This window comes from Streptomyces endocoffeicus (genome assembly GCF_016741935.1).
In the GTDB taxonomy this organism is placed as follows: Bacteria; Actinomycetota; Actinomycetes; order Streptomycetales; family Streptomycetaceae; genus Streptomyces; species Streptomyces endocoffeicus.
This window is the reverse complement of record NZ_JAERRG010000010.1, coordinates 150,047-174,935: the sequence shown is the minus strand read 5'-3', so window position 1 is coordinate 174,935 and position 24,889 is coordinate 150,047. Positions and strand designations below refer to the sequence as shown.

20 protein-coding genes are annotated in these 24,889 nt (G+C 70.7%); 9 read left to right on the top strand and 11 right to left on the bottom strand.

Annotation, left to right across the window (positions count from 1 at the left end; all coding sequences use genetic code 11):
* Positions 1 to 144: 144 nt before the first annotated feature.
* From whiA to JK364_RS25105, 5 genes are all read right to left on the bottom strand, one after another.
* Complete coding sequence (gene whiA / locus JK364_RS25125; protein ID WP_030840944.1) at positions 145 to 1,134, bottom strand: DNA-binding protein WhiA; 990 nt, start codon at positions 1,132 to 1,134, stop codon at positions 145 to 147.
* On the bottom strand, positions 1,125 to 2,144 hold the full coding sequence (locus JK364_RS25120) for a gluconeogenesis factor YvcK family protein (protein WP_201853456.1): 1,020 nt from the start codon (positions 2,142 to 2,144) through the stop codon (positions 1,125 to 1,127). The genes whiA and JK364_RS25120 overlap by 10 nt, the downstream gene beginning before the upstream one ends.
* Positions 2,141 to 3,076 carry an RNase adapter RapZ gene (rapZ, locus tag JK364_RS25115; RefSeq protein ID WP_201853453.1) on the bottom strand — a complete coding sequence of 312 codons (936 nt, stop codon included), beginning with the start codon at positions 3,074 to 3,076 and terminating at the stop codon, positions 2,141 to 2,143. The genes JK364_RS25120 and rapZ overlap by 4 nt, the downstream gene beginning before the upstream one ends.
* Positions 3,073 to 5,259: an excinuclease ABC subunit UvrC gene (uvrC, locus tag JK364_RS25110; protein WP_201853452.1), complete on the bottom strand. Its 2,187-nt coding sequence runs from the start codon at positions 5,257 to 5,259 to the stop codon at positions 3,073 to 3,075. Before uvrC ends, rapZ begins: the two co-directional genes overlap by 4 nt.
* A 92-nt stretch (positions 5,260 to 5,351) precedes the next feature.
* Positions 5,352 to 5,777 (bottom strand): Rieske (2Fe-2S) protein, encoded by a 426-nt coding sequence (locus tag JK364_RS25105; RefSeq protein WP_201853451.1) that lies wholly within the window; start codon positions 5,775 to 5,777, stop codon positions 5,352 to 5,354.
* Positions 5,778 to 6,029: 252 nt separating this feature from the next.
* Here JK364_RS25105 and JK364_RS25100 point away from each other — a divergent pair, with 252 nt between their 5' ends.
* Complete coding sequence (locus JK364_RS25100) at positions 6,030 to 7,088, top strand: LacI family DNA-binding transcriptional regulator (protein WP_201853450.1); 1,059 nt, start codon at positions 6,030 to 6,032, stop codon at positions 7,086 to 7,088.
* Positions 7,085 to 8,035, top strand: coding sequence for a carbohydrate kinase family protein (locus tag JK364_RS25095; protein WP_201853449.1), 951 nt, complete (start codon positions 7,085 to 7,087; stop codon positions 8,033 to 8,035). The genes JK364_RS25100 and JK364_RS25095 overlap by 4 nt, the downstream gene beginning before the upstream one ends.
* A gap of 72 nt (positions 8,036 to 8,107) precedes the next feature.
* On the opposite strand, the gene uvrA is transcribed toward JK364_RS25095, so the two are convergent.
* Positions 8,108 to 11,125 carry an excinuclease ABC subunit UvrA gene (gene uvrA, locus JK364_RS25090; protein WP_201853448.1) on the bottom strand — a complete coding sequence of 1,006 codons (3,018 nt, stop codon included), beginning with the start codon at positions 11,123 to 11,125 and terminating at the stop codon, positions 8,108 to 8,110.
* A 229-nt stretch (positions 11,126 to 11,354) separates the two neighbouring features.
* Between uvrA and JK364_RS25085 the strand changes: the two genes are divergently transcribed.
* From JK364_RS25085 to JK364_RS25075, 3 genes are all read left to right on the top strand, one after another.
* Positions 11,355 to 12,101: a maleylpyruvate isomerase family mycothiol-dependent enzyme gene (locus JK364_RS25085; RefSeq protein ID WP_230992445.1), complete on the top strand. Its 747-nt coding sequence runs from the start codon at positions 11,355 to 11,357 to the stop codon at positions 12,099 to 12,101.
* A 4-nt stretch (positions 12,102 to 12,105) separates the two neighbouring features.
* The gene (locus JK364_RS25080) at positions 12,106 to 12,762 is read left to right on the top strand and encodes an MBL fold metallo-hydrolase (RefSeq protein WP_201853446.1); all 657 of its coding nucleotides are present in this window, start codon (positions 12,106 to 12,108) and stop codon (positions 12,760 to 12,762) included.
* A 120-nt stretch (positions 12,763 to 12,882) separates the two neighbouring features.
* Entirely contained in the window at positions 12,883 to 14,193 is a 1,311-nt protein-coding gene (locus tag JK364_RS25075; protein WP_201853684.1) for an MFS transporter, read from the top strand.
* An 88-nt stretch (positions 14,194 to 14,281) separates the two neighbouring features.
* Here the strand turns inward: JK364_RS25075 and JK364_RS25070 are convergent, their stop codons facing one another.
* The 4 genes from JK364_RS25070 to uvrB all read right to left on the bottom strand — a co-directional run bounded on the left by JK364_RS25070 (position 14,282) and on the right by uvrB (position 20,557).
* Positions 14,282 to 15,286, bottom strand: coding sequence for a TerC family protein (locus tag JK364_RS25070; protein WP_201853445.1), 1,005 nt, complete (start codon positions 15,284 to 15,286; stop codon positions 14,282 to 14,284).
* Between the two features lie 242 nt (positions 15,287 to 15,528).
* Entirely contained in the window at positions 15,529 to 17,490 is a 1,962-nt protein-coding gene (locus JK364_RS25065; protein WP_201853444.1) for a TerD family protein, read from the bottom strand.
* 147 nt (positions 17,491 to 17,637) lie between these two features.
* Positions 17,638 to 18,216 (bottom strand): TerD family protein, encoded by a 579-nt coding sequence (locus tag JK364_RS25060; RefSeq protein WP_020872192.1) that lies wholly within the window; start codon positions 18,214 to 18,216, stop codon positions 17,638 to 17,640.
* Between the two features lie 196 nt (positions 18,217 to 18,412).
* The gene (uvrB, locus tag JK364_RS25055) at positions 18,413 to 20,557 is read right to left on the bottom strand and encodes an excinuclease ABC subunit UvrB (RefSeq protein ID WP_201853443.1); all 2,145 of its coding nucleotides are present in this window, start codon (positions 20,555 to 20,557) and stop codon (positions 18,413 to 18,415) included.
* 215 nt (positions 20,558 to 20,772) lie between these two features.
* Between uvrB and JK364_RS25050 the strand changes: the two genes are divergently transcribed.
* From JK364_RS25050 to JK364_RS25035, 4 genes are all read left to right on the top strand, one after another.
* Positions 20,773 to 21,654, top strand: a complete 882-nt coding sequence (locus JK364_RS25050; RefSeq protein ID WP_201853442.1) for a glycerophosphodiester phosphodiesterase — start codon at positions 20,773 to 20,775, stop codon at positions 21,652 to 21,654.
* 154 nt (positions 21,655 to 21,808) lie between these two features.
* Positions 21,809 to 22,456, top strand: coding sequence for a methylated-DNA--[protein]-cysteine S-methyltransferase (locus tag JK364_RS25045; RefSeq protein WP_372461986.1), 648 nt, complete (start codon positions 21,809 to 21,811; stop codon positions 22,454 to 22,456).
* A 362-nt stretch (positions 22,457 to 22,818) separates the two neighbouring features.
* Positions 22,819 to 23,472, top strand: coding sequence for a DUF4360 domain-containing protein (locus JK364_RS25040; protein WP_201853440.1), 654 nt, complete (start codon positions 22,819 to 22,821; stop codon positions 23,470 to 23,472).
* A 30-nt stretch (positions 23,473 to 23,502) separates the two neighbouring features.
* Positions 23,503 to 24,165, top strand: coding sequence for a DUF4360 domain-containing protein (locus tag JK364_RS25035; protein ID WP_201853439.1), 663 nt, complete (start codon positions 23,503 to 23,505; stop codon positions 24,163 to 24,165).
* Positions 24,166 to 24,218: 53 nt separating this feature from the next.
* Here the strand turns inward: JK364_RS25035 and JK364_RS25030 are convergent, their stop codons facing one another.
* Positions 24,219 to 24,866 (bottom strand): nucleoside/nucleotide kinase family protein, encoded by a 648-nt coding sequence (locus JK364_RS25030; RefSeq protein WP_201853438.1) that lies wholly within the window; start codon positions 24,864 to 24,866, stop codon positions 24,219 to 24,221.
* Between the last annotated feature and the right edge of the window lie 23 nt (positions 24,867 to 24,889).

The window sequence follows — 24,889 nt, the reverse complement described above, 5'->3', positions numbered from 1 at the left end:
GCTGATCGGGGCCGTCGGCTCGCGCGACGGTCGGCTCGTAGGACCGTCGGCTGATGGGACCCGTAGGCTCGCGGGACCATCAGCTCGGGGGACGGTCGACTCGTGCGGCCGTCAGCTCGTGCGGCAGTCAGCTCGTGGGACCGGTCAGCCGACCATGCCGTCGGCCATCTCCTCGGTCAGGCTTGACTCGGTGCCGGGGATGCCCAGGTCCTGGGCGCGCTTGTCGGCCATGGCCAGCAGTCGGCGGATACGGCCCGCGACGGCGTCCTTGGTCAGCGGCGGGTCGGCGAGGGCGCCCAGCTCCTCCAGGGACGCCTGCTTGTGCTCCATGCGCAGCCGCCCGGCCGCGGCGAGGTGCTCGGGCACCTCCTCGCCCAGGATCTCCAGGGCGCGCTGTACCCGGGCCCCGGCGGCGACGGCGGCGCGGGCCGAGCGGCGCAGATTGGCGTCGTCGAAGTTGGCGAGGCGATTGGCGGTGGCCCGCACCTCGCGGCGCATCCGCCGCTCCTCCCAGGCGAGGACCGACTCATGCGCCCCCAGCCGCGTCAACAGCGCGCCGATGGCGTCACCGTCCCGGACGACCACCCGGTCCACCCCGCGCACCTCGCGCGCCTTGGCGGCGATCTGCAGCCGGCGGGCGGCGCCGACCAGGGCGAGCGCGGCCTCCGGACCGGGGCAGGTCACCTCCAGGGAGGACGAGCGACCGGGCTCGGTGAGCGAGCCATGGGCGAGGAAGGCCCCGCGCCAGGCGGCCTCGGCGTCGCAGGTGGCGCCGGAGACGACCTGCGGCGGCAGTCCGCGGATCGGCCGGCCGCGGCCGTCGACCAGGCCGGTCTGCCGCGCCAGCTGGTCACCGCCCGCCACCACCCGCACCACGTACCTGCTGCCGCGGCGCAGCCCGCCGGGGGCCATCACCACCAGATCCGAGGAGTGGCCGAAGATCTCCAGGATGTCCTTGCGGACCCTGCGGGCCGCGATCCCGGTGTCCAGCTCCGCCTCGATCACGATGCGCCCGCTGACCAGGTGCAGCCCGCCCGCGAACCGCAGGATCGCCGAGACCTCCGCTTTCCGGCAGCAGGTCCGGGTGACGGGGAGCCGGGAGATTTCGTCCTTCACCGCTGCCGTCATCGCCATGGGCCGATCCTTCCATGCATCCGAAAAATACGGTCGTACGCGGCCGCCAGAAGCTCCGGGTCATGCTTCGGGGCACCGTCGGTCGCGGCCACCGGCGCCAGCTCGACTGTGCCGCCCAGCCGCTTGGCGGCGTCGCACAGACTGCTCTGGTCGGGGACGGCGGCCTCATCGGCCAGCACCACGTCGAAGGCGAGTTTAGGGGCGTGTCGGGCCAAAACCTCCAAATGACGCTGCGGGGAGAAGCCGTCGGTTTCTCCCGGCTGAGGGGCGAGGTTCAGCGAGAGCACGCGCCGGGCCTTGGTCTCGGTGAGCGCCTTGAGCAGATCGGGGACCAGCAGATGGGGGATCACGGAGGAGAACCAGGAGCCGGGTCCCAGCACCACCCAGTCGGCGTCCATGACCGCCTCGACGGCCTCGGGGACGGCCGGCGGATCGTGCGGCACCAGATGGACCGACTGCACCTCGCCGGGGGTGAGCGCCACGGTGGCCTGCCCGGCGACGGTGGAGACCTCGTCCGGGCGCGCCGGGTCATGGCCCCGGACGTACGCCTGGAGCTCCAGGGGGACGGCCGACATGGGCAGCACCCGGCCGTGGGCGCCCAGCAGCCTGCCGACCAGGTCGAGTGCCTGCACATGGTCGCCCAGTTGCTCCCACAGGGCGACGATCAGCACATTGCCCACCGCATGGCCGTGCAGATCGCCCTCGCTGACGAAGCGGTGCTGGATGACCCGCGCCCAGGTCTGGCCCCAGTCGTCGTCGCCGCACAGCGCGGCCAGGGCCTTGCGCAGATCGCCGGGCGGCAGCACGCCCAGCTCGTCCCGGAGGCGTCCGCTGGAGCCCCCGTCGTCGGCCACGGTGACGACGGCGGTCAGATCGCCGGTGATCCGGCGCAGCGCGGCCAGCGACGCCGACAGGCCCATGCCGCCGCCCAGGGCGACGACTTTGGGCTGTGCACCCCGGTTCGTCCGCGCCCCGACCAGCCGTCGCAGCCGGTTGCTACGAATGGTCACTCGCGCCCCATGTCCCGGTGGACGATGACGGTCTCCACTCCCTCGGCGGCCAGCCGCGGGGCGAGCCGCTCGGACATCGCGACGCTGCGGTGCTTACCGCCGGTGCAGCCGATGGCGATGGTCACATAGCGCTTGCCCTCGCGGCGGTAGCCCGCGGCGATGAGCTGGAGCAGCTCCGCGTAGCGGTCCAGGAACTCCTTGGCGCCGGGCTGGTTGAAGACATAGCTGGAGACCTCCTCGTTGAGCCCGGTGAAGGGGCGCAGCTCGGGGACCCAGTGCGGATTGGGCAGGAAGCGGCAGTCCACCACCAGATCGGCGTCGACCGGCAGCCCGTACTTGTAGCCGAACGACATCACGGTGGCCCGCAGCTCGGGCTCCTCCTCGCCCGCGAACTGGGCGTCCATCTTGGCGCGCAGCTCATGGACGTTGAGGCTGGAGGTGTCGATCACCAGATCGGCGTCCCCGCGCAGCTCGCGCAGCAGATCGCGCTCGGCGGCGATGCCGTCCACGATCCGGCCGTCGCCCTGGAGGGGGTGCGGGCGGCGCACGGATTCGAAGCGGCGCACCAGCGCCTCGTCGGACGCCTCCAGGAACAGCACGCGCCGCTTGACGTTCTTGGCGGCGAGGTCGGCGAGGGACTCGCGGAGGTTGTCGAAGAAGCGGCGCCCGCGGACGTCCACCACCACGGCGATCCGGGCCACATTGCCCTGGGAGCGGGCGCCCAGGTCGACCATGGTGGGGATCAGCGCGGGCGGCAGATTGTCCACGACGAACCAGCCGAGGTCCTCCAGACACTTGGCGGCGGTGCTGCGGCCCGCGCCCGACATTCCAGAGATGATCACCAGCTCGGGGATGGCCGCCGCCTCGGCGGGCTCGCCCGACGTGCCCGTATTCACCTGCGCTCCGTCTCCATGGTTCTCGTGCTCGGTCATGGTCTGGTCCCCCCGTTCGACGACGCCGCGCCGGCGGCCTCGTCCTCAATGATCTCTCCTGTGGCGGTGTTCACGGCGGGCGCGGCCGGGGCGGCCCCGGCGAGCGCCGCGGCGACCGTCTCGGCCGTCTTACGGCCCACGCCGGGCACCTCGCAGATCTGCTCGACGGTGGCGGCGCGGAGCCGCTTGACCGAGCCGAAGTGCTTCAGCAGGGCCTGCTTACGGCTGTCACCGAGGCCCGGAACGGTGTCCAGCGGCCCGGCCTTCAGCGACTTGGCGCGTTTGCTGCGCTGGTAGGTGATGGCGAAGCGGTGGGCCTCGTCGCGGACCCGCTGAAGGAGATAGAGCCCCTCGCTGCTGCGGGGCAGCACCACCGGGTCCTCCTCGTCCGGCAGCCACACCTCCTCGAGCCGCTTGGCGAGGCCGCAGACGGCGACGTCGTCGACGCCGAGCTCGTCGAGGGCCCGTTGGGCGGCGGCCACCTGCGGCTTGCCGCCGTCGACCACGACGAGCTGGGGCGGGTAGGCGAACCGCTTCGGCCTGCCCTCCTCGTCGATCGGGCCGGAGGGCCCCTGGTCGGGGCCGTCGAGTCCGTCCGGGCCGTCGAGGGGCTGCCCGGTGGTCCCGGTGGACCCGGTGGACTCGGTGGACTCGGGAGTCTCGACGGCCCCGGGAGCCCCGGATGTTTCGGTGGCCCCGGAAACCCCGGCGATCCCGGATGCCTCAGTGGCCCCGGGAACCCCAGGAGCCCCGGTGGCTTCCTCCTGCCACTCCCCCGTCTTCTGCTTCTCCTGCAGATAGCGGCGGAAGCGGCGACTCACGACCTCGTGCATGGAGCGGACATCGTCCTGCCCGGCGAAGCTCTTGATCTGGAAGCGGCGGTACTCACTCTTCCGGGGGAGCCCGTCCTCGAAGACCACCATGGAGGCCACCACGTCATCGCCCTGGAGATGGGAGATGTCGAAGCACTCCACGCGCAGCGGAGCGGAGTCCAGCCCCAGGGCCTCGGCGATCTCCTCCAGCGCCCGGGAGCGGGTGGTGAGGTCGGAGGCGCGCTTGGTCTTGTGCAGCGCGAGCGCCTGCTGGGCGTTGCGCTGCACGGTCTCCATCAGGTCCTTCTTGTCGCCGCGCTGCGGGATGCGCAGATCGACCCGGGAGCCCCGGCGCTCGGCGAGCCACTGGGCGACCGGCTCGGCCGGTTCCGGCACGGCGGGCACCAGGACCTCCTTGGGGACGGCGTCGCCGCGCTCCTCCCCGTACAGCTGCTGGAGGGCGTGCTCGACCAGCCCGGCGGTGTCGACGGCCTCGACCTTGTCGGTGACCCAGCCGCGCTGACCGCGCACCCGGCCGCCGCGCACATGGAAGATCTGGACGGCCGCCTCCAGCTCGTCCTCGGCGACCGCTATCAGGTCGGCGTCGGTGGCGTCGGCGAGCACCACCGCGTTCTTCTCCATGGCGCGCTTGAGCGCCCCTATGTCGTCACGGAGCCGGGCCGCCTTCTCGTACTCCATGTCCTCGGCGGCCTCGTGCATCCGCTCCTCCAGGCGGCGCAGATAGGTGCCGGTGCGGCCGGCCATGAAGTCGCAGAACTCCTCGGCCAGTTGGCGGTGCTCCTCGGCGGTGACACGGCCGACGCAGGGGGCCGAGCACTTGCCGATATAGCCGAGCAGACAGGGGCGGCCGATCTGGGCGGAGCGCTTGAACACCCCGGCGGAGCAGGTCCGGACGGGGAACACGCGCAGCATCAGGTCGACGGTCTCGCGGATGGCCCAGGCGTGGGCGTACGGGCCGAAGTAGCGCACGCCCTTCTTCTTGGCGCCGCGCATCACCTGGACCCGGGGGAACTCCTCGTTGAGGGTCACGGCGAGGGAGGGGTAGCTCTTGTCGTCGCGGTACTTGACGTTGAACCGGGGGTCGAACTCCTTGATCCAGGAGTACTCGAGCTGCAGGGCCTCGACCTCGGTGGAGACCACGGTCCACTCCACGGCGGCGGCCGTGGTGACCATGGTGCGGGTCCGCGGGTGGAGGTTCGCCAGGTCCTGGAAGTACGACGAGAGCCGCTGGCGCAGGCTCTTCGCCTTTCCGACGTAGATCACCCGGCCGTGCTCGTCACGGAACTTGTAGACCCCCGGCGAGTCGGGGATCTGTCCCGGCTTGGGGCGGTAGCTGCTCGGGTCGGCCATGGTCACCACCCTACTTGCGGGGAGTGACACATCCGGTGCCCTCGGGACGCGGTTCGGTGAGGTCCAGGGGATTTGGGGATTCCGCCGTCCGCTCAGGCGTCGGGGCCCGCGATGAGCCGTCCGCCCCTCGCGGTGACCGGGACCGACGGCAGCGGCTGCTCCGCGGGCCCCTGGACGACCTTGCCGGTGCGGGCGTCGAACTGGCTGCCGTGACAGGGACAGTTGATCTTGCCGTCCTCGACCGTGTCGACGACGCAACCGGCGTGGGTGCACACCGCGCTGAACGCCGTGAACTCCCCCTTGGCGGGCTGGGCGACCACCACCCGCTGCTCTCGGTAGATCTTGGCGCCGCCGACCGGCACCACACCGGCCGAGCCGAGCTCGACGGGGGCGGTGGGCGTCGGGGACGCCTTCTTGCCCGACCCGCTCGGGGAGCAGGCCGCCACCCCGAGCCCGGCGGCTCCGGCCAGCGCGGCGCGGCACAGCACGGTTCGACGGGAGGCGGGCTGGCTGGACATCTGCGACTCCTGGGGGTGTGAGGGCCCTCCGACCATACCGGTACAGATCCTTCCGTTCGCCACCGCCCCCAGGGGGGACGTAAGCGCTTGCGCAAACGTTTACGTCTGCCGCCCGATGCGATACGTTACGTGCCCCCAGCAGGGCTCGGCAGCCCGACGGACCCGAACTCGCCCTTGGGACCGGCTCCCCCCTGGACCGGCTCCCCCTTGGACCGACTCCCCCGACGATCTCGACGTTAAGGACCGCAGCGGATGGCAACCATGGTCGATGTCGCCCGTCGCGCCGGGGTGTCCGTGGCCACCGTCTCGCATGTGCTCAACGAGACCCGGCCGGTCCGCCCCGGCACCCGTAAGGCCGTGCTGGACGCCATCGACGAGCTCGGATACATCCCCAATACGCTGGCGCGCTCCCTGGTGACCGCGCGCACCCGCTCGATCGGCCTGGCCGTCTCGGCGATCAGCAATCCGTACTTCACCGAGATCCTCCAGGGCGTCGAGGCCGGCGCCCTGGAGCGGGGCTACGGTCTGCTGATCGCCGATCCGCATGACGACCCCGAGCATGAGCTGACCGTCGTCCGGCTGCTGCATGAGCGACGGGTGGACGGCGTGCTCGTCGCCCCGTCGGCCGGGCCCGCCGGGCTGCTGGAGTATCTGGCCCGCCGTAAGATCCCCGCCGTCTTCCTCGACCGGCTGGTCGGCGACGCCCATGACCAGGTGTGCGTCGAGAACGTCCGCCCCGTCGAACAGCTGGTCGACCATCTCGCCGATCTCGGCCACACCCGCATCGGACTGGTCGCCGGGCTGCCGGGGCTGAGCACCACCACCGAGCGGATCGCGGGCTACCGGGCCGGGCTGGAGCGGCACGGGCTGCCGTTCCGCCCCGGGCTGCTGGCCGAGGGCCACTCCGAGGCGCGGGGCGCGGAGGACGCCGTCCACCGGCTGCTGGCCTTCCCCGAGCCGCCCACCGCGATCATCACCGCGAACAACGCGATGACCATCGGTGCGCTGCGCGCCCTGCGGACGGCGGGGCTGAGCGTGCCGGACGATCTCGCGCTGGTCTGCTTCGACGACTTCTCCTGGGCGGATGTCTTCTCCCCCGGGCTCACCGCGATCTCCCAGCCCGGCCGGGAGGTCGGCGCCACCGCCGTCCGGCTGCTGCTCGAGCGGCTGGAGAATCCGGGGCGGCCGCCGCGCACCGTCCGGCTGCCCTGTGCCTTCGTCCACCGCACCTCGTGCGGCTGTGTGGCCGAAGGCCTCGACCGACCGCTCCCCGGAACTCCCGGAATCGCCGGAAAGGACCCCGTCTCGTGATCGTCGTCGCCGGAGAAGCCCTGATCGACCTCGTGCCCGAGCGCACGCCGAGCCCCGCGGCGGAGGGTCAGTTGCCCGCGCTGCGGCCCGCGCGCGGCGGCGGCCCGTACAACACCGCGCTGGCCCTGGGGCGGCTCGGCTCGCCCACCGCGTTCTGCTCGCGGGTCTCCACGGACGGTTTCGGGGAGGCGCTGCTGGAGGGCCTGCGGAAGGACGGCGTGGACACCGCGCTGGTGCAGCGCGGCGAGGAGCCCACGACCCTGGCCGTCGCCTCCATCGGGGCCGATGGCTCGGCCGGGTACGGCTTCTATGTGCAGGGCACCGCGGACCGGCTCTTCACCCTGCCGCCGTCCCTTCCCGAGGGGGTGAGCGCGCTGTCGCTGGGCACCTGCTCGCTGGTGCTGGAGCCGGGCGCGAGCGCGTACGAGGAGCTGCTGCGGCGCGAGGCCGCGCGCGGGGTCTTCACCACGCTGGACCCCAATATCCGCACCGGTCTGATCCCCGACGCCGATGCCTACCGGGCCCGCTTCCGCGGCTGGCTGCCCCATATCGGCCTGCTGAAGCTGTCCATAGAGGACGCGAGGTGGCTGGCCGACTCGGAGGACGCGGGGGATGTCGAGAGGGCCGTGGGCGCGTGGCTGGCGGCGGGCCCGGCGGCCGTGGTGCTCACCCATGGCGGGGAGGGGCTGAGCGTACGGCGCCAGGACGGCCCGGTGATCTCGGTGCCGGGCGAGCGGGTGGACATCGTGGACACCATCGGGGCGGGCGACACCGTGAACGCCGCGCTGCTGCACCGGCTGGCGGGGCACCAGGCACTGTCGGCGCCCGCGCTGGCCAAGCTGGACGAGGCGGCCTGGCGGGATGTGCTGGGCTTCGCCGCCCGCGCCGCCGCGATCACCTGCTCCCGCGCGGGAGCGGAGCCGCCCTACGCGTCCGAGCTGGCCTGAGCCCAACCGTTGCGCCCGCGCTCGCGCCGCGCCCGGGTCGGTCCGGGCGCGGCGCGGGCATAGGAGCGTGGGCTACTTCGCGGCCGTCCGCTTGGCGGCGGCCGTGGTCTTGGCCGCCGCCTTCTTGGCCACGGTCTTCTTCGCCGCGGTCTTCTTGGCCGCCGTGGACTTCGCGGCGGCCTTCTTGGCGGGCGCCTTCTTGGTGGTCACGCCGCCCTTGCGCGCGGCGGGCACCGTGGCGTCGCTCACCCGGTCGCCCAGCATGTCCCGCAGGAACTTCCCGGTGTGGCTGACCGTGATCGAGGCCACGTCCTCCGGGGTGCCCTCGGCGATCACCAGACCGCCGCCGCTACCGCCCTCGGGGCCCATGTCCACGACCCAGTCGGCCGTCTTGATCACATCGAGGTTGTGCTCGATGACGATCACCGTGTTGCCCTTGTCGACCAGGCCGGAGAGCACGCTGATCAGCTTGCTGATGTCCTCGAAGTGCAGACCGGTGGTCGGCTCGTCCAGCACATACACCGTGCGGCCGGTGGACCGCTTCTGGAGCTCGCTCGCCAGCTTCACGCGCTGGGCCTCACCGCCGGAGAGGGTCGGTGCGGGCTGCCCGAGCCGGACATAGCCCAGCCCGACCTCGTTGAGGGTGCGCAGATGGCGGGCGATGGTGGGCACCGCCTCGAAGAAGTCCAGGGCCTCCTCGATGGGCATGTCCAGCACCTCGGCGATGGACTTGCCCTTGTAGTGCACCTCCAGGGTCTCCCGGTTGTAGCGCGCGCCGTGGCAGACCTCGCACGGCACATACACATCCGGCAGGAAGTTCATCTCGATCTTGATGGTGCCGTCACCGGAGCAGTTCTCGCAGCGGCCGCCCTTGACGTTGAAGGAGAACCGCCCGGGCTGGTACCCGCGGACCTTGGCCTCCATCGTCTCCGCGAACAGCTTGCGCACATGGTCGAAGACGCCGGTGTACGTGGCCGGGTTCGAGCGCGGGGTGCGGCCGATGGGCGACTGGTCGACATGCACCACCTTGTCGACGAGATCGTCGCCGGCGACCCGGGTGTGCCGCCCGGGAACCGCCCGCGCGCCGTTCAGCTCGCGGGCCAGATGGGTGTAGAGGATGTCGTTGACCAGCGTGGACTTACCCGATCCGGAGACACCGGTGACGGCGGTGAGCACTCCGAGCGGGAAGGACACGTCGATGTCCTGGAGGTTGTTCTCCCGGGCGCCGTGGACCGTAAGGCGCCGCTTGGGGTCCATGGGCCGGCGCGCCGCCGGCAGCGGGATGGCCTTCTTGCCGGACAGATAGTGCCCGGTCACCGACTCCTGGTTGACCAGCAGCTCGCTCAGCGGCCCGCTGTGCACCACCTTGCCGCCGTGCTCGCCCGCGCCCGGGCCGATGTCCACCACCCAGTCCGAGGTCTTGATGGTGTCCTCGTCGTGCTCGACGACGATCAGGGTGTTGCCGAGGTCGCGCAGCCGCACCAGCGTCTCGATCAGCCGGTGGTTGTCTCGCTGGTGCAGGCCGATGGACGGCTCGTCCAGCACATAGAGCACGCCGACCAGTCCGGAGCCGATCTGGGTGGCCAGCCGGATGCGCTGGGCCTCGCCGCCGGAGAGGGTGCCCGCGGCGCGGTTGAGCGAGAGGTAGTCCAGGCCGACATCGACCAGGAACCGCAGCCGCTCGTTGACCTCCTTGAGGACCCGCTCGGCGATGGTCTTCTCGCGCGCGCTCAGCTCCATGCCGCGCAGGAACTCGGCGCATTCGCTGATCGACATCGCCGAGACATCCGCGATGGACTTGTCCTGCACGGTGACGGCCAGGACGATCGGCTTCAGGCGGGTGCCCTCACAGGTGGGGCAGGGCACCTCGCGCATATAGCCCTCGAACCGCTCCCGGCTGGCGTCGCTCTCCGCCTCCGAGTGGCGCCGCTTCACATAGGGCAGCGCGCCCTCGAAGGCCGTGGTGTACGCCCGCTGGCGGCCGTAGCGATTGCGGTAGCGGACCTCGATCTGGGTCCGGTGCCCGTTGAGCAGCGCCTTCTTGGCGCGCTGCGGAAGCCCGGCCCAGGGGACGTCGGTACGGAAGCCGAGCGCGTCGGCGAGCGCGCCGACCAGACGGCCGAAGTAGTCCTTGGTGTGGCCGTGGGACCAGGGGTGGATGGCGCCCTCGTCCAGCGACTTCTCCTCGTCCGGGATGATCAGCTCCGGGTCGACCTCCATCCGGGTGCCGATGCCGGTGCACTCCGGGCAGGCGCCGAAGGGCGAGTTGAAGGAGAAGGTGCGCGGCTCCAGCTCCTCGAAGGACAGGTCGTCGTACGGGCAGTAGAGATGCTCGGAGAACATCCGCTCCCGCTGCGGGTCGTCCTCCTCCAGGTCCACGAAGTCGAGGATCACCATGCCGCCGGAGAGGCCGAGCGCGGTCTCCACCGAGTCCGTCAGCCGGCGCTTGGCGCTGTCCTTGACGGTGAGGCGGTCCACGACCACCTCGATGGTGTGCTTCTCCTGCTTCTTCAGCTTCGGCGGGTCGGACAGCTGGATGGTGGCGCCGTCCACCCGGGCGCGGCTGTAGCCCTTGGTCTGGAGATCGGAGAAGAGGTCGACGAACTCCCCCTTGCGCTCGCGCACCAGCGGGGAGAGCACCTGGAAGCGGCTGCCCTCGGGGAGCTCCAGCACCCGGTCCACGATCGCCTGCGGCGACTGGCGGGCGATCGGACGGCCGCATTCGGGGCAGTGCGGCTTGCCGATACGGGCGAACAGCAGCCGGAGGTAGTCATAGACCTCGGTGATGGTGCCGACCGTCGAGCGCGGGTTCCGCGAGGTCGACTTCTGGTCGATCGACACCGCGGGGGACAGGCCCTCGATGAAGTCGACATCGGGCTTGTCCATCTGCCCCAGGAACTGGCGGGCGTAGGAGGAGAGCGACTCGACGTACCGGCGCTGCCCCTCGGCGAAGATCGTGTCGAACGCGAGGGACGACTTGCCCGACCCGGACAGCCCGGTGAAGACGATGAGCGAGTCGCGAGGAAGGTCGAGTGAGACGTTCTTGAGGTTGTGCTCGCGAGCGCCACGAACGATGAGACGGTCGGCCACGCCGGTCGGCACCTTTCTTGAGAGGGTCGGGGTGCGCCGAGCCCGCTCGCGGGGCGGCCCTGCCGGTCGGAGCAGAGGCGGAGCGGAGCGAAGCCCCCAACCCAGGGTATGGGGGCACGACGACGATGTCTTAAGGATGCAGCACACCGAGCCTATAGCACGCACATTCGATTTGCGGGACACGGGAGCCGACTTCACCCGATCGTGTGGTGCGCACTACGGTCGGGTCATGACCGACTACGCCGGGGCCGACTACGCCCGGGACGCCGCCGCCGTTCAGGAGGCGACGGCCCGGCTGCTGACCGCCGTCGCCGCCCTCGACGATGCCTCCCTCGCCCGTCCATCGGAGCTCCCGGGCTGGACCCGCGGCCATGTCCTGGCCCACCTGGCCCGCAACGCGGACGCGATGGTGAACCTCCTCACCTGGGCCCGGACCGGCGAAGAGACTCCGATGTACCCCGACGCGGAGACGCGCGACGCCGACATCCGGCGGGATGCCGCCCGGCCGCTCGCCGTCCACCTGGACGACCTGCGCACCAGCGCCGCCCGCTTCGACGCGGCGGTCGCCGCGCTGCCCCCGGAGCGCCTGCCGTACGAGGTGGCCCTGCGCGGCGGTCTCCGGGAGCCGGCCGCCGGGCTGCCGCTGCGCCGCCTCACCGAGGTCGAGCTGCACCATGTCGATCTCGGCATCGGCCGCACCGTGGCGGATCTCCCCGCCACGTTCGTCGAGAGCCAGCTCACCGTGCTCACTGGTACAAGGTTCGCCGGGCACCCGGATATTCCCCCGCTGCGGCTGGCCACCGGGCCCGGCGAAGCGGACGTCCGGCACACCGGCCGCCCCGCCGCCCCCGGGGAGTCCCCGGTCACCGTCACCGGCTCGCCCGCCGCCCTGCTGGGCTGGCTCACCGGCCGTACGGACGGCGCCGGTCTATCCTGCCCCGACGGTCCCCTGCCCGCCCTGCCCGCACTAGGCTGAGGCCATGACCTACAGCGGAGTGGTGACGGTCGGCGGACCGGCCGACGTGCATGAACTGCCCGATCTCATGATCTCGAAGGTCGCGGTGGGCCCCATGTCCAACAACGCCTATCTGCTGCGCTGCCGGGCCACCGACGAACAGCTGCTGATCGACGCCGCCGCGGAGCCGCACACCCTGCTCTCCCTCATCGGCGAGAGCGGGATCGCGTCCCTGGTCACCACCCACCGCCACCCCGACCACTGGGGTGCGCTGCGCGAGGTGATGGAGGCCACCGGCGCCCGTACCTACGCGGGCCGCTACGACGCGGAGGGCATCCCGGCGCGCACCGATGTCCTGGTCGAGGACGGCGACACGCTGCGGGTCGGCCGGGTCGAGCTGACCGCCCGCCATCTGGTCGGCCACACCCCGGGCAGCATCGCCCTGATCTACGACGATCCGCACGGCCATCCGCACGTGTTCACCGGCGACTGCCTCTTCCCGGGCGGGGTCGGTAACACCCGTAAGGATCCCAAGGCGTTCGAGAGCCTGCTCAACGACGTCGAGACCAAGCTCTTCGACCAGCTCTCCGACGAGACCTGGGTCTACCCCGGCCACGGCGACGACACCACCCTCGGCGCCGAGCGCCCGCACCTCGGCGAGTGGCGCGAGCGCGGCTGGTAGCGGCGCTCGCACGCCCCGGAGCGCCGCGTGCCTCCGTACGCCCCGTGACCCCCGGCGGGCCGGGCCGGTTGTCGCGTCATGCAGCACGACCGCTCTCCGCAGCATGACCGCTCACCGTCCATGGTCCGCCTCGCCGCCGCGTCCATGGCCGGCACCGCGATCGAGTTCTACGACTTCTTCGTCTACGGCACGGCCGCGGCGCTCGTCCTCGGCCCGCTGTTCTTCCCCACCTTCTCGCCGCTGGCCGGCACCCTCGCCGCCTTCGGCACCTTCGCCGTCGGCTTCGTCTCCCGGCCGCTGGGCTCGATGCTCTTCGGGCCCCTCGGCGACCGCCACGGGCGCCGTCCGGTGCTCATCGCCTCACTGCTGCTCACCGGTCTCGCCACCGTCGCCGTGGGCTTCGTCCCGACCTACGACTCGATCGGCATCGCCGCCCCCGTCCTGCTGCTCGTGCTGCGCTTCCTGCAGGGGCTGGGGCTGGGCGGCGAATGGGGCGGCGCGGTGCTGCTGACCGCCGAGCACGCGCCCGCCGCACGGCGCGGGCTGTGGTCGGGCTTTCCGCAAGTCGGCCCGTCCATCGGCTTTCTGCTGGCCAACGGCACGATGCTGGCCCTGTCGGCCACGCTGAGCGATGGCGAGTTCCGGTCCTGGGGGTGGCGGGTGCCGTTCTGGGGCGCGGGGCTGCTGGCGGGCGCCGGGCTGCTGCTGCGGGCCCAGGTGACCGAGTCCCCGCGGTTCCGGGAGCTGGCCGAGCGCGGCGAGCAGGCCGCCGCGCCGCTGGCCGAGGTGGTGCGCGGCCACTGGCGGCTGGTCCTGCTGACCGCGGGCGGTCTCGCGGTGGGCTACGCCGTCTTCTACGCGGTCACCACCTGGGCGCTGGCGTACGGCACGGAGCGGCTCGGGGTCGCCCGCACCACCCTGCTGGGCTGCATCATGGCGGCCGTGGCGGTCCTGGGCGCCCTGACGCCCCTGGCGGCCCATCTCGGCGACCGCTTCGGGCGGCGGCCGATGTGCCTGGTGGGCTGCGTGGCCATCGTGGTGTGGATGTTTCCGCTGGTCGCGCTGTTGCGCACCGGTGAGCCGCCGCTGATGTTCCTGGGCTTCCTGGGCGCGCTGCTCGCCTTCATCACCATGTTCGCCGTGACCTCGGCCTATCTGCCCGAGCTGTTCGAGGCGCGGGTGCGGTGTACGGGGGCGGCGCTCGGCTACAACCTCGCGGGCGTCCTGGGCGGGGCGCTCACCCCGATCGTGGCGACGGCGGTCTCCCACGGCGACGGCCCGCCCTGGGGCGTCGCCGCGTATCTGACCGGCGTGGCGCTGCTGAGCCTGGGCTGCTTCGCCCTGCTGCCGGAGACACGGCCGACGGCCGACCGTCCGGATGGTGGACGGTCGGCCGTACGGCCTCTGGAGGCCGGGGAGGCGGCTGTGTGAGCCCGTCTCCCGGATCCGGGACTGGGCAGCTGTCAGACGCCGCCGGGCGCTCTCGGGCGCCGTCAGGGCGGTGACGCCGCGGGCGCCGTCAGACGTCGACGCTGTCCTTGTCCCGGGCCCGGTCCTCCCCGTTCCCCGCCTCCGCCAGGGCCTGTTTCTTCGAGGCGTACAGACTCGTGGCCGTGGTGACGGCGAGCACCGCGCAGATGACCCCGAGCGAGACCGGGATGCTGATCTCCGGGACATGCACCCCGGACTCGTGCAGCGCGTGCAGCACCAGCTTGACGCCGATGAAGCCGAGGATGATCGACAGCCCGTACGAGAGGTGGACCAGCTTCTTGAGCAGGCCGCCGATGAGGAAGTACAGCTGGCGCAGGCCCATCAGCGCGAAGGCGTTGGCGGTGAAGACGATGTACGGATCCTGGGTGAGGCCGAAGATCGCGGGTATCGAGTCCAGCGCGAAGAGGACGTCGGTGGTGCCGATCGCCAGCATGACGATCAGCATCGGGGTCATCAGCCGCTTGCCGTTCTCCACGATGAACAGCTTGGTGTCGTGGTACCGGTCGGTGGACGGGACTCGCTTCTCGACCGCCTTGAGCAGCCGGTTCTCCTCGAACTCCTCTTCCTCCTCATCGGCCCGCGCCTCCTGGATGAGCTTCCAGGCCGTCCAGATGAGGAAGGCGCCGAAGATGTAGAAGACCCAGGCGAAGGTCGAGACGATCGCGGCACCGGCGGCGATGAAGACCGCGCGCAGCACCAGGGCGATGAGCACACCCACCATCAGCACCCGCTGCTGGTAGATCGTCGGCACGGAGAACTTCGCCATGATCAGGACGAAGACGAAGAGATTGTCGACGCTCAGCGACTTCTCGGTGATGAAACCCGCGAAGAACTCGCCGGAGGGCTGACCGCCCGCGAAGACCAGCAGCCCGAGCCCGAAGAGCCCGGCGAGGGCGACCCAGACGGCGGTCCAGATCCCGGCCTCCTTCATGGAGACCTCATGCGGTTTGCGGCCGCCTATGAAGAAGTCGACGGCGATCAGGGCGCAGAGGCCGATGATCGTCAGCCCCCACATGGTCACGGATACGTCCACGGTTCCTCCGGCATTCGTACGGCAGTCTCAGCGTCGTCGCTGCCGGAGGTCTCTTCCGCCCATGGACCGCGCCATGGACCGGAGTCCCGGGATTCCGTCCGGCCTCCTGGTGCCGGACGGAATCCGTGGTGACGGGAACACCGCTAAGGAGTACTCCCCTCCGCGTAAAAGAGAGTACAGGAATCCCCATGAGATAGTAAAGAGAAAGGCAAAAGCCCTGGTCAGAACCAGGTCAACCCTGGTCAGCCGCCATAGGACTGGCGGGCCCGCGCGGCCCTCAGAGCCTGCGCGGCCCTCCCCACCTCCCCCAGCACCTGGTCCAGCACCCGGCTGCCCGGCGGCACCGTCGGCGGCTCATACGTCCACGCGTGGCCCACCCAGGGGTCGGCGAGGTGGTCGTCGGCCACCGGCGTGAGCCGCAGCAGCGACCGCCACAGCGGGTCCAGCACCGGACCGTAGGCCCGCGCGTCCTCGCGGTCGGCGACCATCATCAGATGCACGCCCACCGACGGCCCCTCGTCCGCCAGATAGCGCAGCTGGGTGACGGCCCGGTCGTCGAAGCCGTGCGGGAAGTCATGGACGATCAGCAGCTGCTCGGCGGTGTCCATATCCGGCGGCAGCGCGTCCGTGGCCCGGCTGCGGATCGCCATCTGCACCAGGTCGACACGCTGGGTCAGCGCGGCGAGCACCGCCGAGACCCCCTGGGCCCCGGCCGCCGGCGGCTCGGCCAGCACACCCGACCCCACCAGCGGGGCGAACGAGCCCGCGGCCGAACCCGCCGGGTCGATCACATGCACCGCGAACTCCCCCGCCGGATAGACGGCCAGCATCCGCGCCGCGATCGCCACCGCCGCGTCCGCGGCCAGCCTGCGCAGCTCACCGGAGTCGGCCGGCCCGTCGAACGAGCTCGAACGCCCGGCGTCGATCCACAGCCCCCGCTCCAGCGGCAGCCGCACCAGCATGGGGATGCGCAGATCGGCGCGCTCCGGAAGGTGCAGATCGCCCAGACGCAGGGCCATCGGGACCTCCATCGGCACCTCGTACGCCTGCCACACCGGGCTGTCCCAGCGGGCGTAGGCGTACGGCAGCGCGGGCTCCACCACCTCGGCCTCGGAGATGAGCTGCGCCAGATCGCGGTCGAGGGCGATCCGGGCCTGCTCGACGAGGTCGGTCTGCTTGGCGCGCGCCTCGGCGCGCGCGGAGTCGGCGGCCGGGCCCACCCGGGTGCACGGGTCGGAGAGCACCCGGTCCAGCTCCTGCTCCATGCGGGACTCGGCGAAGTCCACCGCGCTGCGGTAGGCGGCGGTCGTCCGGGCCAGGTCCTCGAACATCCCCCAGACCTGGTTGTAGAGCCGCTCGTCCATGGACCAGCCGGAGGCGTCGCCCGCGACCGGCCGGGTGGGCTGTCCGGGCGCGGCGGGCGGCGCCGTGGGCGGGGGTGTGGGCGGCGCGGCCGTACGGCGGCTCGGGTGCTGGTAGTCGATGGGCCCTCCGGCGGCGGGCGTGCCCTGCGGCTGCTGGGGCGTGCCCTGCGGCTGCTGCGGCGGGGTCTGCGGCTGGGCCGGGGCCGGGTCGGTGCCGCCGCCCGCGGCGGCCGTGCGCACCCGGCCGTCGCCCTCCGGGCGGGGCGGGGGCTGGGCGACCGAGCGGGCCATGCCGCGGGCCACCGCCTCGTTGATCCGCGCCGCGAGGTCGGTGCCCTGCTCCAGTCCCTGGTCGTGCAGCATGGCGGCCAGCCCGCCCGCGTACCCCTGGCCGATGGCGCGCACCTTCCAGGCGTCCTGCCTGCGGTACAGCTCCAGGGCCGCCACCGCGGACTCCGAGTCCAGATCGGTGATGGTGTAGCTGACGATCTCGGTGCCGTCGAGGCCGGTGACGGCGACGAACGGCGCGGCCATGGCGCCGAACCGGGCCGGGCCGCCGACGCCGGTCGGCAGCGCGAGCAGCACGGTGACCCGGTGGATGTGCCCGGGCATCGCGCCGAGGTCCACGGCGAGCCGGTGGGCGGCCGCCGCCTGTTTGGGCACCTCTATCCCGGCCAGCTGGGGCGAGGCGGGATGCGCGACCCATTCGGCGCCGTGCACCGTGCCCCGCTCATCGCCGAGTGTCGCCCCGGCCACGATCGGATTGCCCGCAGAGATCCGGATCTCCAAACGGGTCTGGGGCAGCGGGTGGTTCTGCCCTCGGACCAGCTCGGCCGTCATGGCTGCGTCCCCTCGTTGTGTTCCGCTGTGTGCCGTACGTGTGAGTGGTGATGCGGTGGTGCGGTGAGCGCGTCGGCCCGGCGAGCTCTGCTCAACCGGGCCGACGCGCTCACCTGGGCGGTACGCCTTTACAGACGCGGTACGCCCTTACAGATGCGGCAGGATGTGCGGCATCAGGTCCTGGAAGGTGCGTCCGTTGGCCGGCTCGCCGACCGCCTTCATCTGCCAGGAGCTGCCCGCGCGCTGGACCGTGGCCATGATCTGGGCGGTGTACTGCCCGCCGCCGGTGAGGGTGTAGCGGGCGAGCTCCTGGCCGTTGGTCTCGTCCACCAGCCGGCAGAACGCGTTCTGCACCTCGGCGAAGGTCTGGCCGGTGAAGGAGTTCACCGTGAAGACGATCTGGTCGATATGGACGGGCACCCGCTGGAGGTCGACCAGGATCGCCTCGTCGTCGCCGCCCTGTCCGGCGCCGCCCACGAGGTTGTCACCGGTGTGGCGGACCGAGCCGTCATCGCTGACCAGGTGGCGGAAGAAGACGACATCGGTCGGCTGCTTGTCGGCGAAGAGGACGGCCGACGCGTCGAGGTCGATCTCCCGCGTACGGGAGCCGAACAGCCCGCGGCGGGGCGCCGCCTGCCAGCCCAGCCCCATCCGCACCGCGGTCAGGGTGCCCCCGTCGGCCTTCTGCAGGCTGATGGCCTGTCCCTTGGACATGTTGACCGTCACGCGCTGTCCCTACTCTCGTCTCTCGATTCCCCGTGGCCGCCGCGGGTGTGCGGCCGTGGCCGCGCCGTACGCACGGCCCTTCCGAAAACCCTATGCACTGCGACCAGGACTCCGGCCGGACGAGCGGACTTTTGTGTCGGTCTTGCAACACAGGGAACCCACGGGCGCCCCGGTGAGGACCCGGGGCGCCCGATGATCAGGAAACTCCGGCCTCCCGCATCTGCCGCAGCTCCTTCTTCAACTCCGAGACCTCGTCGCGCAGTCGGGCCGCCACCTCGAACTGGAGCTCCGCCGCCGCGGCCCGCATGCGGTCGGTCATCTCCTCGATCTGCTCGGCGAGCTCGGCCGCGGGCCGGTCGGTCAGCACCGCCTCCTTGGCCTTGCCCTTGGCGGCCTTGGCCTTGCCGCCCTTGGCCGCCTTGCCGCCGGCCGCCGGCCCGGCCGCCTCCGCGCCCTTGCCGTCCTTCGTCTTGCGGTAGCCGGTGCCGAGCAGCTCCTCCGTGTCGACGTCCTCGCGGGCGATCTGGGCCACGATGTCGTTGATCTTCTTCCGCAGCGGCTGCGGATCGATCTTGTTCGCCTTGTTGTACGCGATCTGCTTCTCGCGGCGGCGGTTGGTCTCGTCGATGGCCTTCGCCATCGCCGGGGTGACCTTGTCGGCGTACATATGCACCTGGCCCGAGACGTTACGGGCGGCGCGGCCGATGGTCTGGATCAGCGAGGTGCCCGAGCGCAGGAAGCCCTCCTTGTCGGCGTCGAGGATGGCGACCAGCGAGACCTCCGGAAGGTCGAGGCCCTCCCGCAGCAGGTTGATGCCCACCAGCACGTCGAACTCACCGGCGCGCAGCTCGCGCAGCAGCTCGACCCGGCGCAGGGTGTCCACATCGCTGTGCAGATAGCGCACCTGAATGCCCAGCTCGAGCATGTAGTCGGTGAGGTCCTCGGCCATCTTCTTGGTGAGGGTGGTGACCAGGACGCGCTCGTCCTTCTCGGTGCGGGTGCGGATCTCATGGATGAGGTCGTCGATCTGGCCCTCGGTCGGCTTGACGACGACCTCCGGGTCGACCAGCCCGGTCGGGCGGATGATCTGCTCCACGAAGCCGTCGCCGCGGGACATCTCGTACGTCCCCGGGGTGGCCGAGAGATAGACCGTCTGGCCGACGCGCTTCAGGAACTCCTCCCACTTCAGCGGGCGGTTGTCCAGTGCGGAGGGCAGCCGGAAGCCGTGCTCGATCAGGGTCCGCTTCCGGGAGGCGTCGCCCTCGTACATCGCGCCGATCTGCGGCACCGTGACATGCGACTCGTCGATGACCAGGAGGAAGTCCTCCGGGAAGTAGTCCAGCAGGGTGTGCGGCGGGGATCCGGTCTCACGGCCGTCGATGTGCAGCGAGTAGTTCTCGATACCGGAGCAGGTGCCGATCTGCCGCATCATCTCGATGTCGTAGGTGGTGCGCATCCGCAGCCGCTGGGCCTCCAGCAGCTTGCCCTGCTTCTCCATCCGGGCCAGGGTCTCGGTGAGCTCGGCCTCGATCCCGGCGATGGCCTTCTCCATGCGCTCGGGCCCGGCCACGTAGTGGGTGGCCGGGAACACATACAGCTCATGGTCATCGCTGATCACTTCGCCGGTGAGCGGATGGAGCGTGGACAGCGCCTCGATCTCGTCGCCGAACATCTCGATGCGGACCGCGAGCTCCTCGTAGACCGGGAAGATCTCGATGGTGTCGCCGCGGACCCGGAAGGTGCCCCGGGTGAACGCCATGTCGTTGCGGTTGTACTGAATATCGACAAAGCGACGCAGCAGCTGATCGCGGTCGATCTCCTCGCCGACCTTGAGCGGCACCATACGGTCCACGTACTCCTGCGGCGTACCGAGGCCGTAGATGCAGGAGACGGAGGCCACCACGATCACATCACGCCGGGTGATCAGCGAATTCGTCGCCGAGTGACGCAGCCGCTCCACCTCCTCGTTGATCGAGGAGTCCTTCTCGATGTAGGTGTCCGACTGCGGGACGTACGCCTCGGGCTGGTAGTAGTCGTAGTACGAGACGAAGTACTCGACCGCGTTGTTCGGCAGCAGCTCGCGGAACTCATTGGCCAGCTGGGCGGCCAGCGTCTTGTTCGGAGCCATGACCAGCGTGGGCCGCTGAAGCTTCTCGATCATCCATGCGGTGGTCGCGGACTTGCCGGTGCCGGTCGCGCCGAGCAGGACGACATCCCTCTCCCCCGCGCGGACGCGCCGGTCGAGGTCGGCGATGGCGGTGGGCTGGTCGCCACTGGGCTGATAAGGGCTGACGACCTCGAAGGGCGCCACCTTGCGTTCGAGCTGAGTTACGGGCCGCATGAGACCAACCGTACGACTCACCACTGACAACGGCGGAGCGCTCGTCCGCACCACCCCCTCCCCGGACCTCCGGCCGGATTCGGATGATCATGCGCACGATGTCGCCCGTGGCACGAATTTTCCGTCCATCCGGCACCTATCCTCCACTGCCGTGCATCTGGGACCCTCTGCCCGTCCATGAGTCGGACGAGAATCAGACGACGCGAGGAGTCCGTATGCAGATCCGCCCGGCCGCCGCGTTAACCGGCGCGCTCATCGGGATGTCCGCGCTCTTCCTCCCCACGGCCACGGCCCAGGCCACCGGCCGGACGACGCACCACCACACGGTCACCGTGGCCCATCGCGGTGCCTCCGCGTACGCCCCCGAGAACACCCTGGCCGCCGTCGATGCCGCCGACGACCTGGGCATCGACTGGGTGGAGAACGACGTCCAGCGCACCAGGGACGGCGAGCTGATCGTCATGCACGACACCACGCTGAGCCGGACCACCGACGTCGAGCAGGTCTTCCCGGACCGCGCGCCCTGGAAGATCTCCGACTTCACCCTCGACGAGATCGAGAAGCTGGACGCCGGAAGCTGGTTCGGCCCCGAGTTCCAGGGCGAGGCGGTGCCCACCCTGGAGGAGTACATGGACCGGGTTTCGGACAACCACCAAAAGCTGCTGCTGGAGCTCAAGGCCCCCGAGCTCTATCCGGGGGTCGAGCGCCAGACGCTGCGGGAGCTGAGGAGAGAGGGCTGGCTGGACCACCGGCACAAGCGGCGGCTGATCATCCAGAGCTTCAGCGCCGACTCCGTGCGGACCGTCCACCAGCTGCGCCCTGACGTCAAGACCGGCTTCCTGGGCACCCCGGCCGTCGCCGATCTGCCGGAGTACGCCGAGTTCTCCGACCAGATCAACCCCAGCTATAAGACCATCGACGCCGGCTATGTGTCCGCGGTGCGGTCGGTGGACGGGGCGCACGGCAAGCCGCTGGAGGTCTACACCTGGACCGTCAACGACGGCCCGCCGGCGGTCTCGGTCGCGGGCATGGGCGTGAACGGCATCATCACCAACAAGCCCGATGTGATCCGGGACGCCCTCGACGACGCCTCGTGAGCCACGGCTCCCCCTGACGAGGCGCCCCGCCGGCCGACCGGCGGGGCGCTATCGGGGGCGCTATCGGTGGGGGCGCCGTCGGTGGGGCGCCGTCGGTGGGGGCGCCGTCGGTGGGGGCGCTGTCAGTGGGGCGCTCTACGCTGAAGGCGTGACGATCGCAGAGCGGCAGACACAGCCGGACCCGCGGGACCGGCCGGAGCGGCGGGAGCGCCCGGAGGGCCCGGACGCGCGCGCCTGGGCCTGGGCGGTCCTGGCCACACCCATCGGCCCGCTGCTGCTCGCGGCCACCGACGAGGGGCTGGCCCAGGTGGTCTTCCACGCGGAGGAGAAGACGGCCGCCGAAACCGTCGCCAGGCTCACCCGCCGCCTCGGCGCCGAGCCCACCGCCGCGCCGTCCGAGGCCCCCGGCACCGCGCCCGCCCCGTCCGCACCTCGCTGCGCCGGGCATCTCGCCGAGGCGATACGGCAGCTGGAAAGCTATTTCGCCGGGGACACCAAGGCGTTCACCCTCTCCCTGGACTGGTCCCTGATCACCGGCTTCAACCGCCGGGTGCTGCGGGAACTGGCCGCCCATGTGCCCTTTGGCACGGTCGTCGGCTATCAGAACCTCGCCGACCGGGTGGGTGAGCCGGGCGCGGCCCGCGCCGTCGGCGTGGCCATGGGGAGCAATCCACTGCCGGTCGTCGTGCCATGCCACCGGGTGGTGGAGAGTAGCGGGGGCATCGGCGGCTTCGGCGGCGGGCTGGAGACCAAGCGCATCCTGCTGGCGCTGGAAGGCGTTCTTCCGCAACCGCTCTTCTGAATCGTTCTTCCCGGCCGGACGGAAATATCTTGTTCCGGAATTCCGCGGCCGTCTTGTGGTGCTTGCCTATCACCCTTATCTTAAGAGCGCCCATCGCCCTGGCTTTCCGTCACCAGCCGGGCATGGGGCTCTCATTGCGTTCAGCCGTACGAACCGTACCGCGCGATAACGCTCTTCCGCTCTTCAGCTCTTCCCGCGCCACAGATCGTGCGTGCCACCCGCTCTGCCGGCACTTCCCGCACGTCCCGCACCCCCCGCACTTCCTTGCGCTTCCTCGCTCTTCCCCGCACTTCCTCGCTCTTCCCGCTCATCGGAAATTCATCGCTCAACTACGTCCCCACAAGTGATCGAATTGGAGAGCCATGTCCGGTGTTCTGCTCGCGGGCGGCGCGGTCGCGGCGCTATTCGCCTCGGCCCTTTCCACCCAGGGTGTTTCCTCGGCTCCTGATGGGCCGCCGGAAAAGATCCAGATAAGCGTCAAGACGGTGAACGGATCGGGCTGCCCCAAGGGCACCACCGCCGTGGCCGTCGCAGCCGACAACTCGGCGTTCACCGTGACCTACAGCGACTATCTCGCTCAGGTAGGACCCGGCGCGGACCCGACCGACATCCGGAAGAACTGCCAGCTCAGCCTGGGCGTGCATGTGCCGCAGGGGTTCACCTACGCCATCGCCCAGGTCGACTACCGGGGCTATGGCTACCTCGAAAAGGGCGCCAAGGGCACCGAGAAGGCGAGCTACTACTTCCAGGGCTCGGCGGACACCGCGTCGCGGACCCATGACTTCAGCGGTCCGTACAACGACAACTGGCAGACCACCGACAGCACCGACTACAGCGCCCTGGTGTGGGCCCCCTGCGGCCAGGACCGCAACTTCAACGTCAACACCGAGCTGCGGGTCAACGCCGGCACCTCTCCTACGGGCACCACCAGCTTCATGGCCATGGACTCGACGGACGGTGGGGTCAACACGGTTTACCACCTCGCCTGGAAGGAATGCCCTTCCGCCGTCCGGTAGCCCGGTAAATCCACCATCGAATGGAGAATCATGCCCGGTGTTCTGTACGCAGGCGGCGTGGTCGCGGCGTTATTCGCCTCGACGCTCACTTCCCAGGCATATGCGCAACCCCCGTTCGACACCGTGCCGCCCGACAAGATCGTGATCACGGTCGCGACCGTGAATGGGTCGGGCTGCCCGGCGGGCACCGCGGCGATCGCCGTCTCCCCGGACAACACGGCCTTCACCGTGACCTACAGCGAGTATCTCGCGCAGGTGGGCAAGGGAGCCAAGCCGACGGACTTCAGAAAGAACTGTCAGCTGAGTCTGGTCATGCATGTGCCACAGGGCTTCTCCTACGCCATCGCCAGTGTCGACTACCGTGGTTTCGCCCATCTGGAAAAGGGCGCGTCCGCCACGCAGAAAGCCTCGTACTACTTCCAGGGGCAGTCGCAGACCTCGTCGAACACGCATAGCTACAACGGCGCCTACGACGACAACTGGCAGGCCACCGACGTATCCGATATCGCCACCGTGGTGTGGTCGCCCTGCGGTGAACTCCGCAACTTCAACATCAACACCGAGTTGCGGGCCAACGCCGGAACGTCCAACACCCAGGAAACGACCAGCTTCATCGCCATGGACTCGACGGACGGCGATGTGAGCACCACCTATCACTTCGCCTGGAAGGAATGCCCGCCGACCAAGAAGTGACCCCCGCGCGCCAACCCGGACCCGCCCCCCTGCACCGCCTCGAACGTACCCGGCTACGACTCCGGGCGGTGCCAGGCCGGATGCCGGGGGTCGTCCGTCCGCACCACCACATCCGCCGCCTCACCGGGCCCCACCTCGTCCTCGTAGCGCGCGAAGGCGGGCAGGGTCCAGTGGTCGCCCTCGTCGGTGCGGCGGGCGAGGGCGGCGGGGGACAGCCGCAGATGCACCGAGAGGTCGAACGGGAACCAGTGCCCCAGCAGCAGCGCGCCGTGCAGCAACAGCACCCCGCCCGGCGGAAGTTCGGCGTACGGGCTGCGCGTGGCCCGGTCGGTCTCCGGATCCCACAGGTCGGGCAGCACCCGCCCGGTGCCGCCCGGCCCCGGTTCCAGCGGATCGAAGACCTCGCGCCACAGCGCGCCGGTGTCCAGCCACCGGTCGTAATACGCGTCGGGGTCCCGCTTCCCGTACTCGTAGCGCAGCGAGGCGGGCCGCCAGAACCCGGCCGCCGCGACCACCAGCACCGGCCGGCCGAGGACGCGCAGCGCCTCCGCCAGACCCCGCGCCAGCTCACCGGTGGGCGCCGCCGGAGCCCCGTCGACGGCGACCCTCAGCCAGGGGCTGCCGTCCGCCGCCGTCAGCCCGGCGATGCGGTCGGCGGTCGCGTCGGTCAGCCGTTCCCAGGTGATCGCTTCGAGCCGCACGCCCCCATCATGCCGTGGGTCCG

Excerpts from the sequence above, each read along its gene's own strand:
- rapZ (WP_201853453.1), bottom strand. The coding sequence starts at position 3,076 with ATGACCGAGCACGAGAACCATGGAGACGGAGCGCAGGTGAATACGGGC.
- JK364_RS25065 (WP_201853444.1), bottom strand. The coding sequence starts at position 17,490 with ATGACGGCCGAGCTGGTCCGAGGGCAGAACCACCCGCTGCCCCAGACC.
- uvrC (WP_201853452.1), bottom strand. The coding sequence starts at position 5,259 with ATGGCCGACCCGAGCAGCTACCGCCCCAAGCCGGGACAGATCCCCGAC.
- JK364_RS25105 (WP_201853451.1), bottom strand. The coding sequence starts at position 5,777 with ATGTCCAGCCAGCCCGCCTCCCGTCGAACCGTGCTGTGCCGCGCCGCG.
- uvrB (WP_201853443.1), bottom strand. The coding sequence starts at position 20,557 with ATGCGGCCCGTAACTCAGCTCGAACGCAAGGTGGCGCCCTTCGAGGTC.
- JK364_RS25050 (WP_201853442.1), top strand. The coding sequence starts at position 20,773 with ATGCAGATCCGCCCGGCCGCCGCGTTAACCGGCGCGCTCATCGGGATG.
- JK364_RS25075 (WP_201853684.1), top strand. The coding sequence starts at position 12,883 with ATGGTCCGCCTCGCCGCCGCGTCCATGGCCGGCACCGCGATCGAGTTC.
- JK364_RS25080 (WP_201853446.1), top strand. The coding sequence starts at position 12,106 with ATGACCTACAGCGGAGTGGTGACGGTCGGCGGACCGGCCGACGTGCAT.
- whiA (WP_030840944.1), bottom strand. The coding sequence starts at position 1,134 with ATGGCGATGACGGCAGCGGTGAAGGACGAAATCTCCCGGCTCCCCGTC.
- JK364_RS25040 (WP_201853440.1), top strand. The coding sequence starts at position 22,819 with ATGTCCGGTGTTCTGCTCGCGGGCGGCGCGGTCGCGGCGCTATTCGCC.
- JK364_RS25035 (WP_201853439.1), top strand. The coding sequence starts at position 23,503 with ATGCCCGGTGTTCTGTACGCAGGCGGCGTGGTCGCGGCGTTATTCGCC.
- JK364_RS25100 (WP_201853450.1), top strand. The coding sequence starts at position 6,030 with ATGGCAACCATGGTCGATGTCGCCCGTCGCGCCGGGGTGTCCGTGGCC.
- JK364_RS25085 (WP_230992445.1), top strand. The coding sequence starts at position 11,355 with ATGACCGACTACGCCGGGGCCGACTACGCCCGGGACGCCGCCGCCGTT.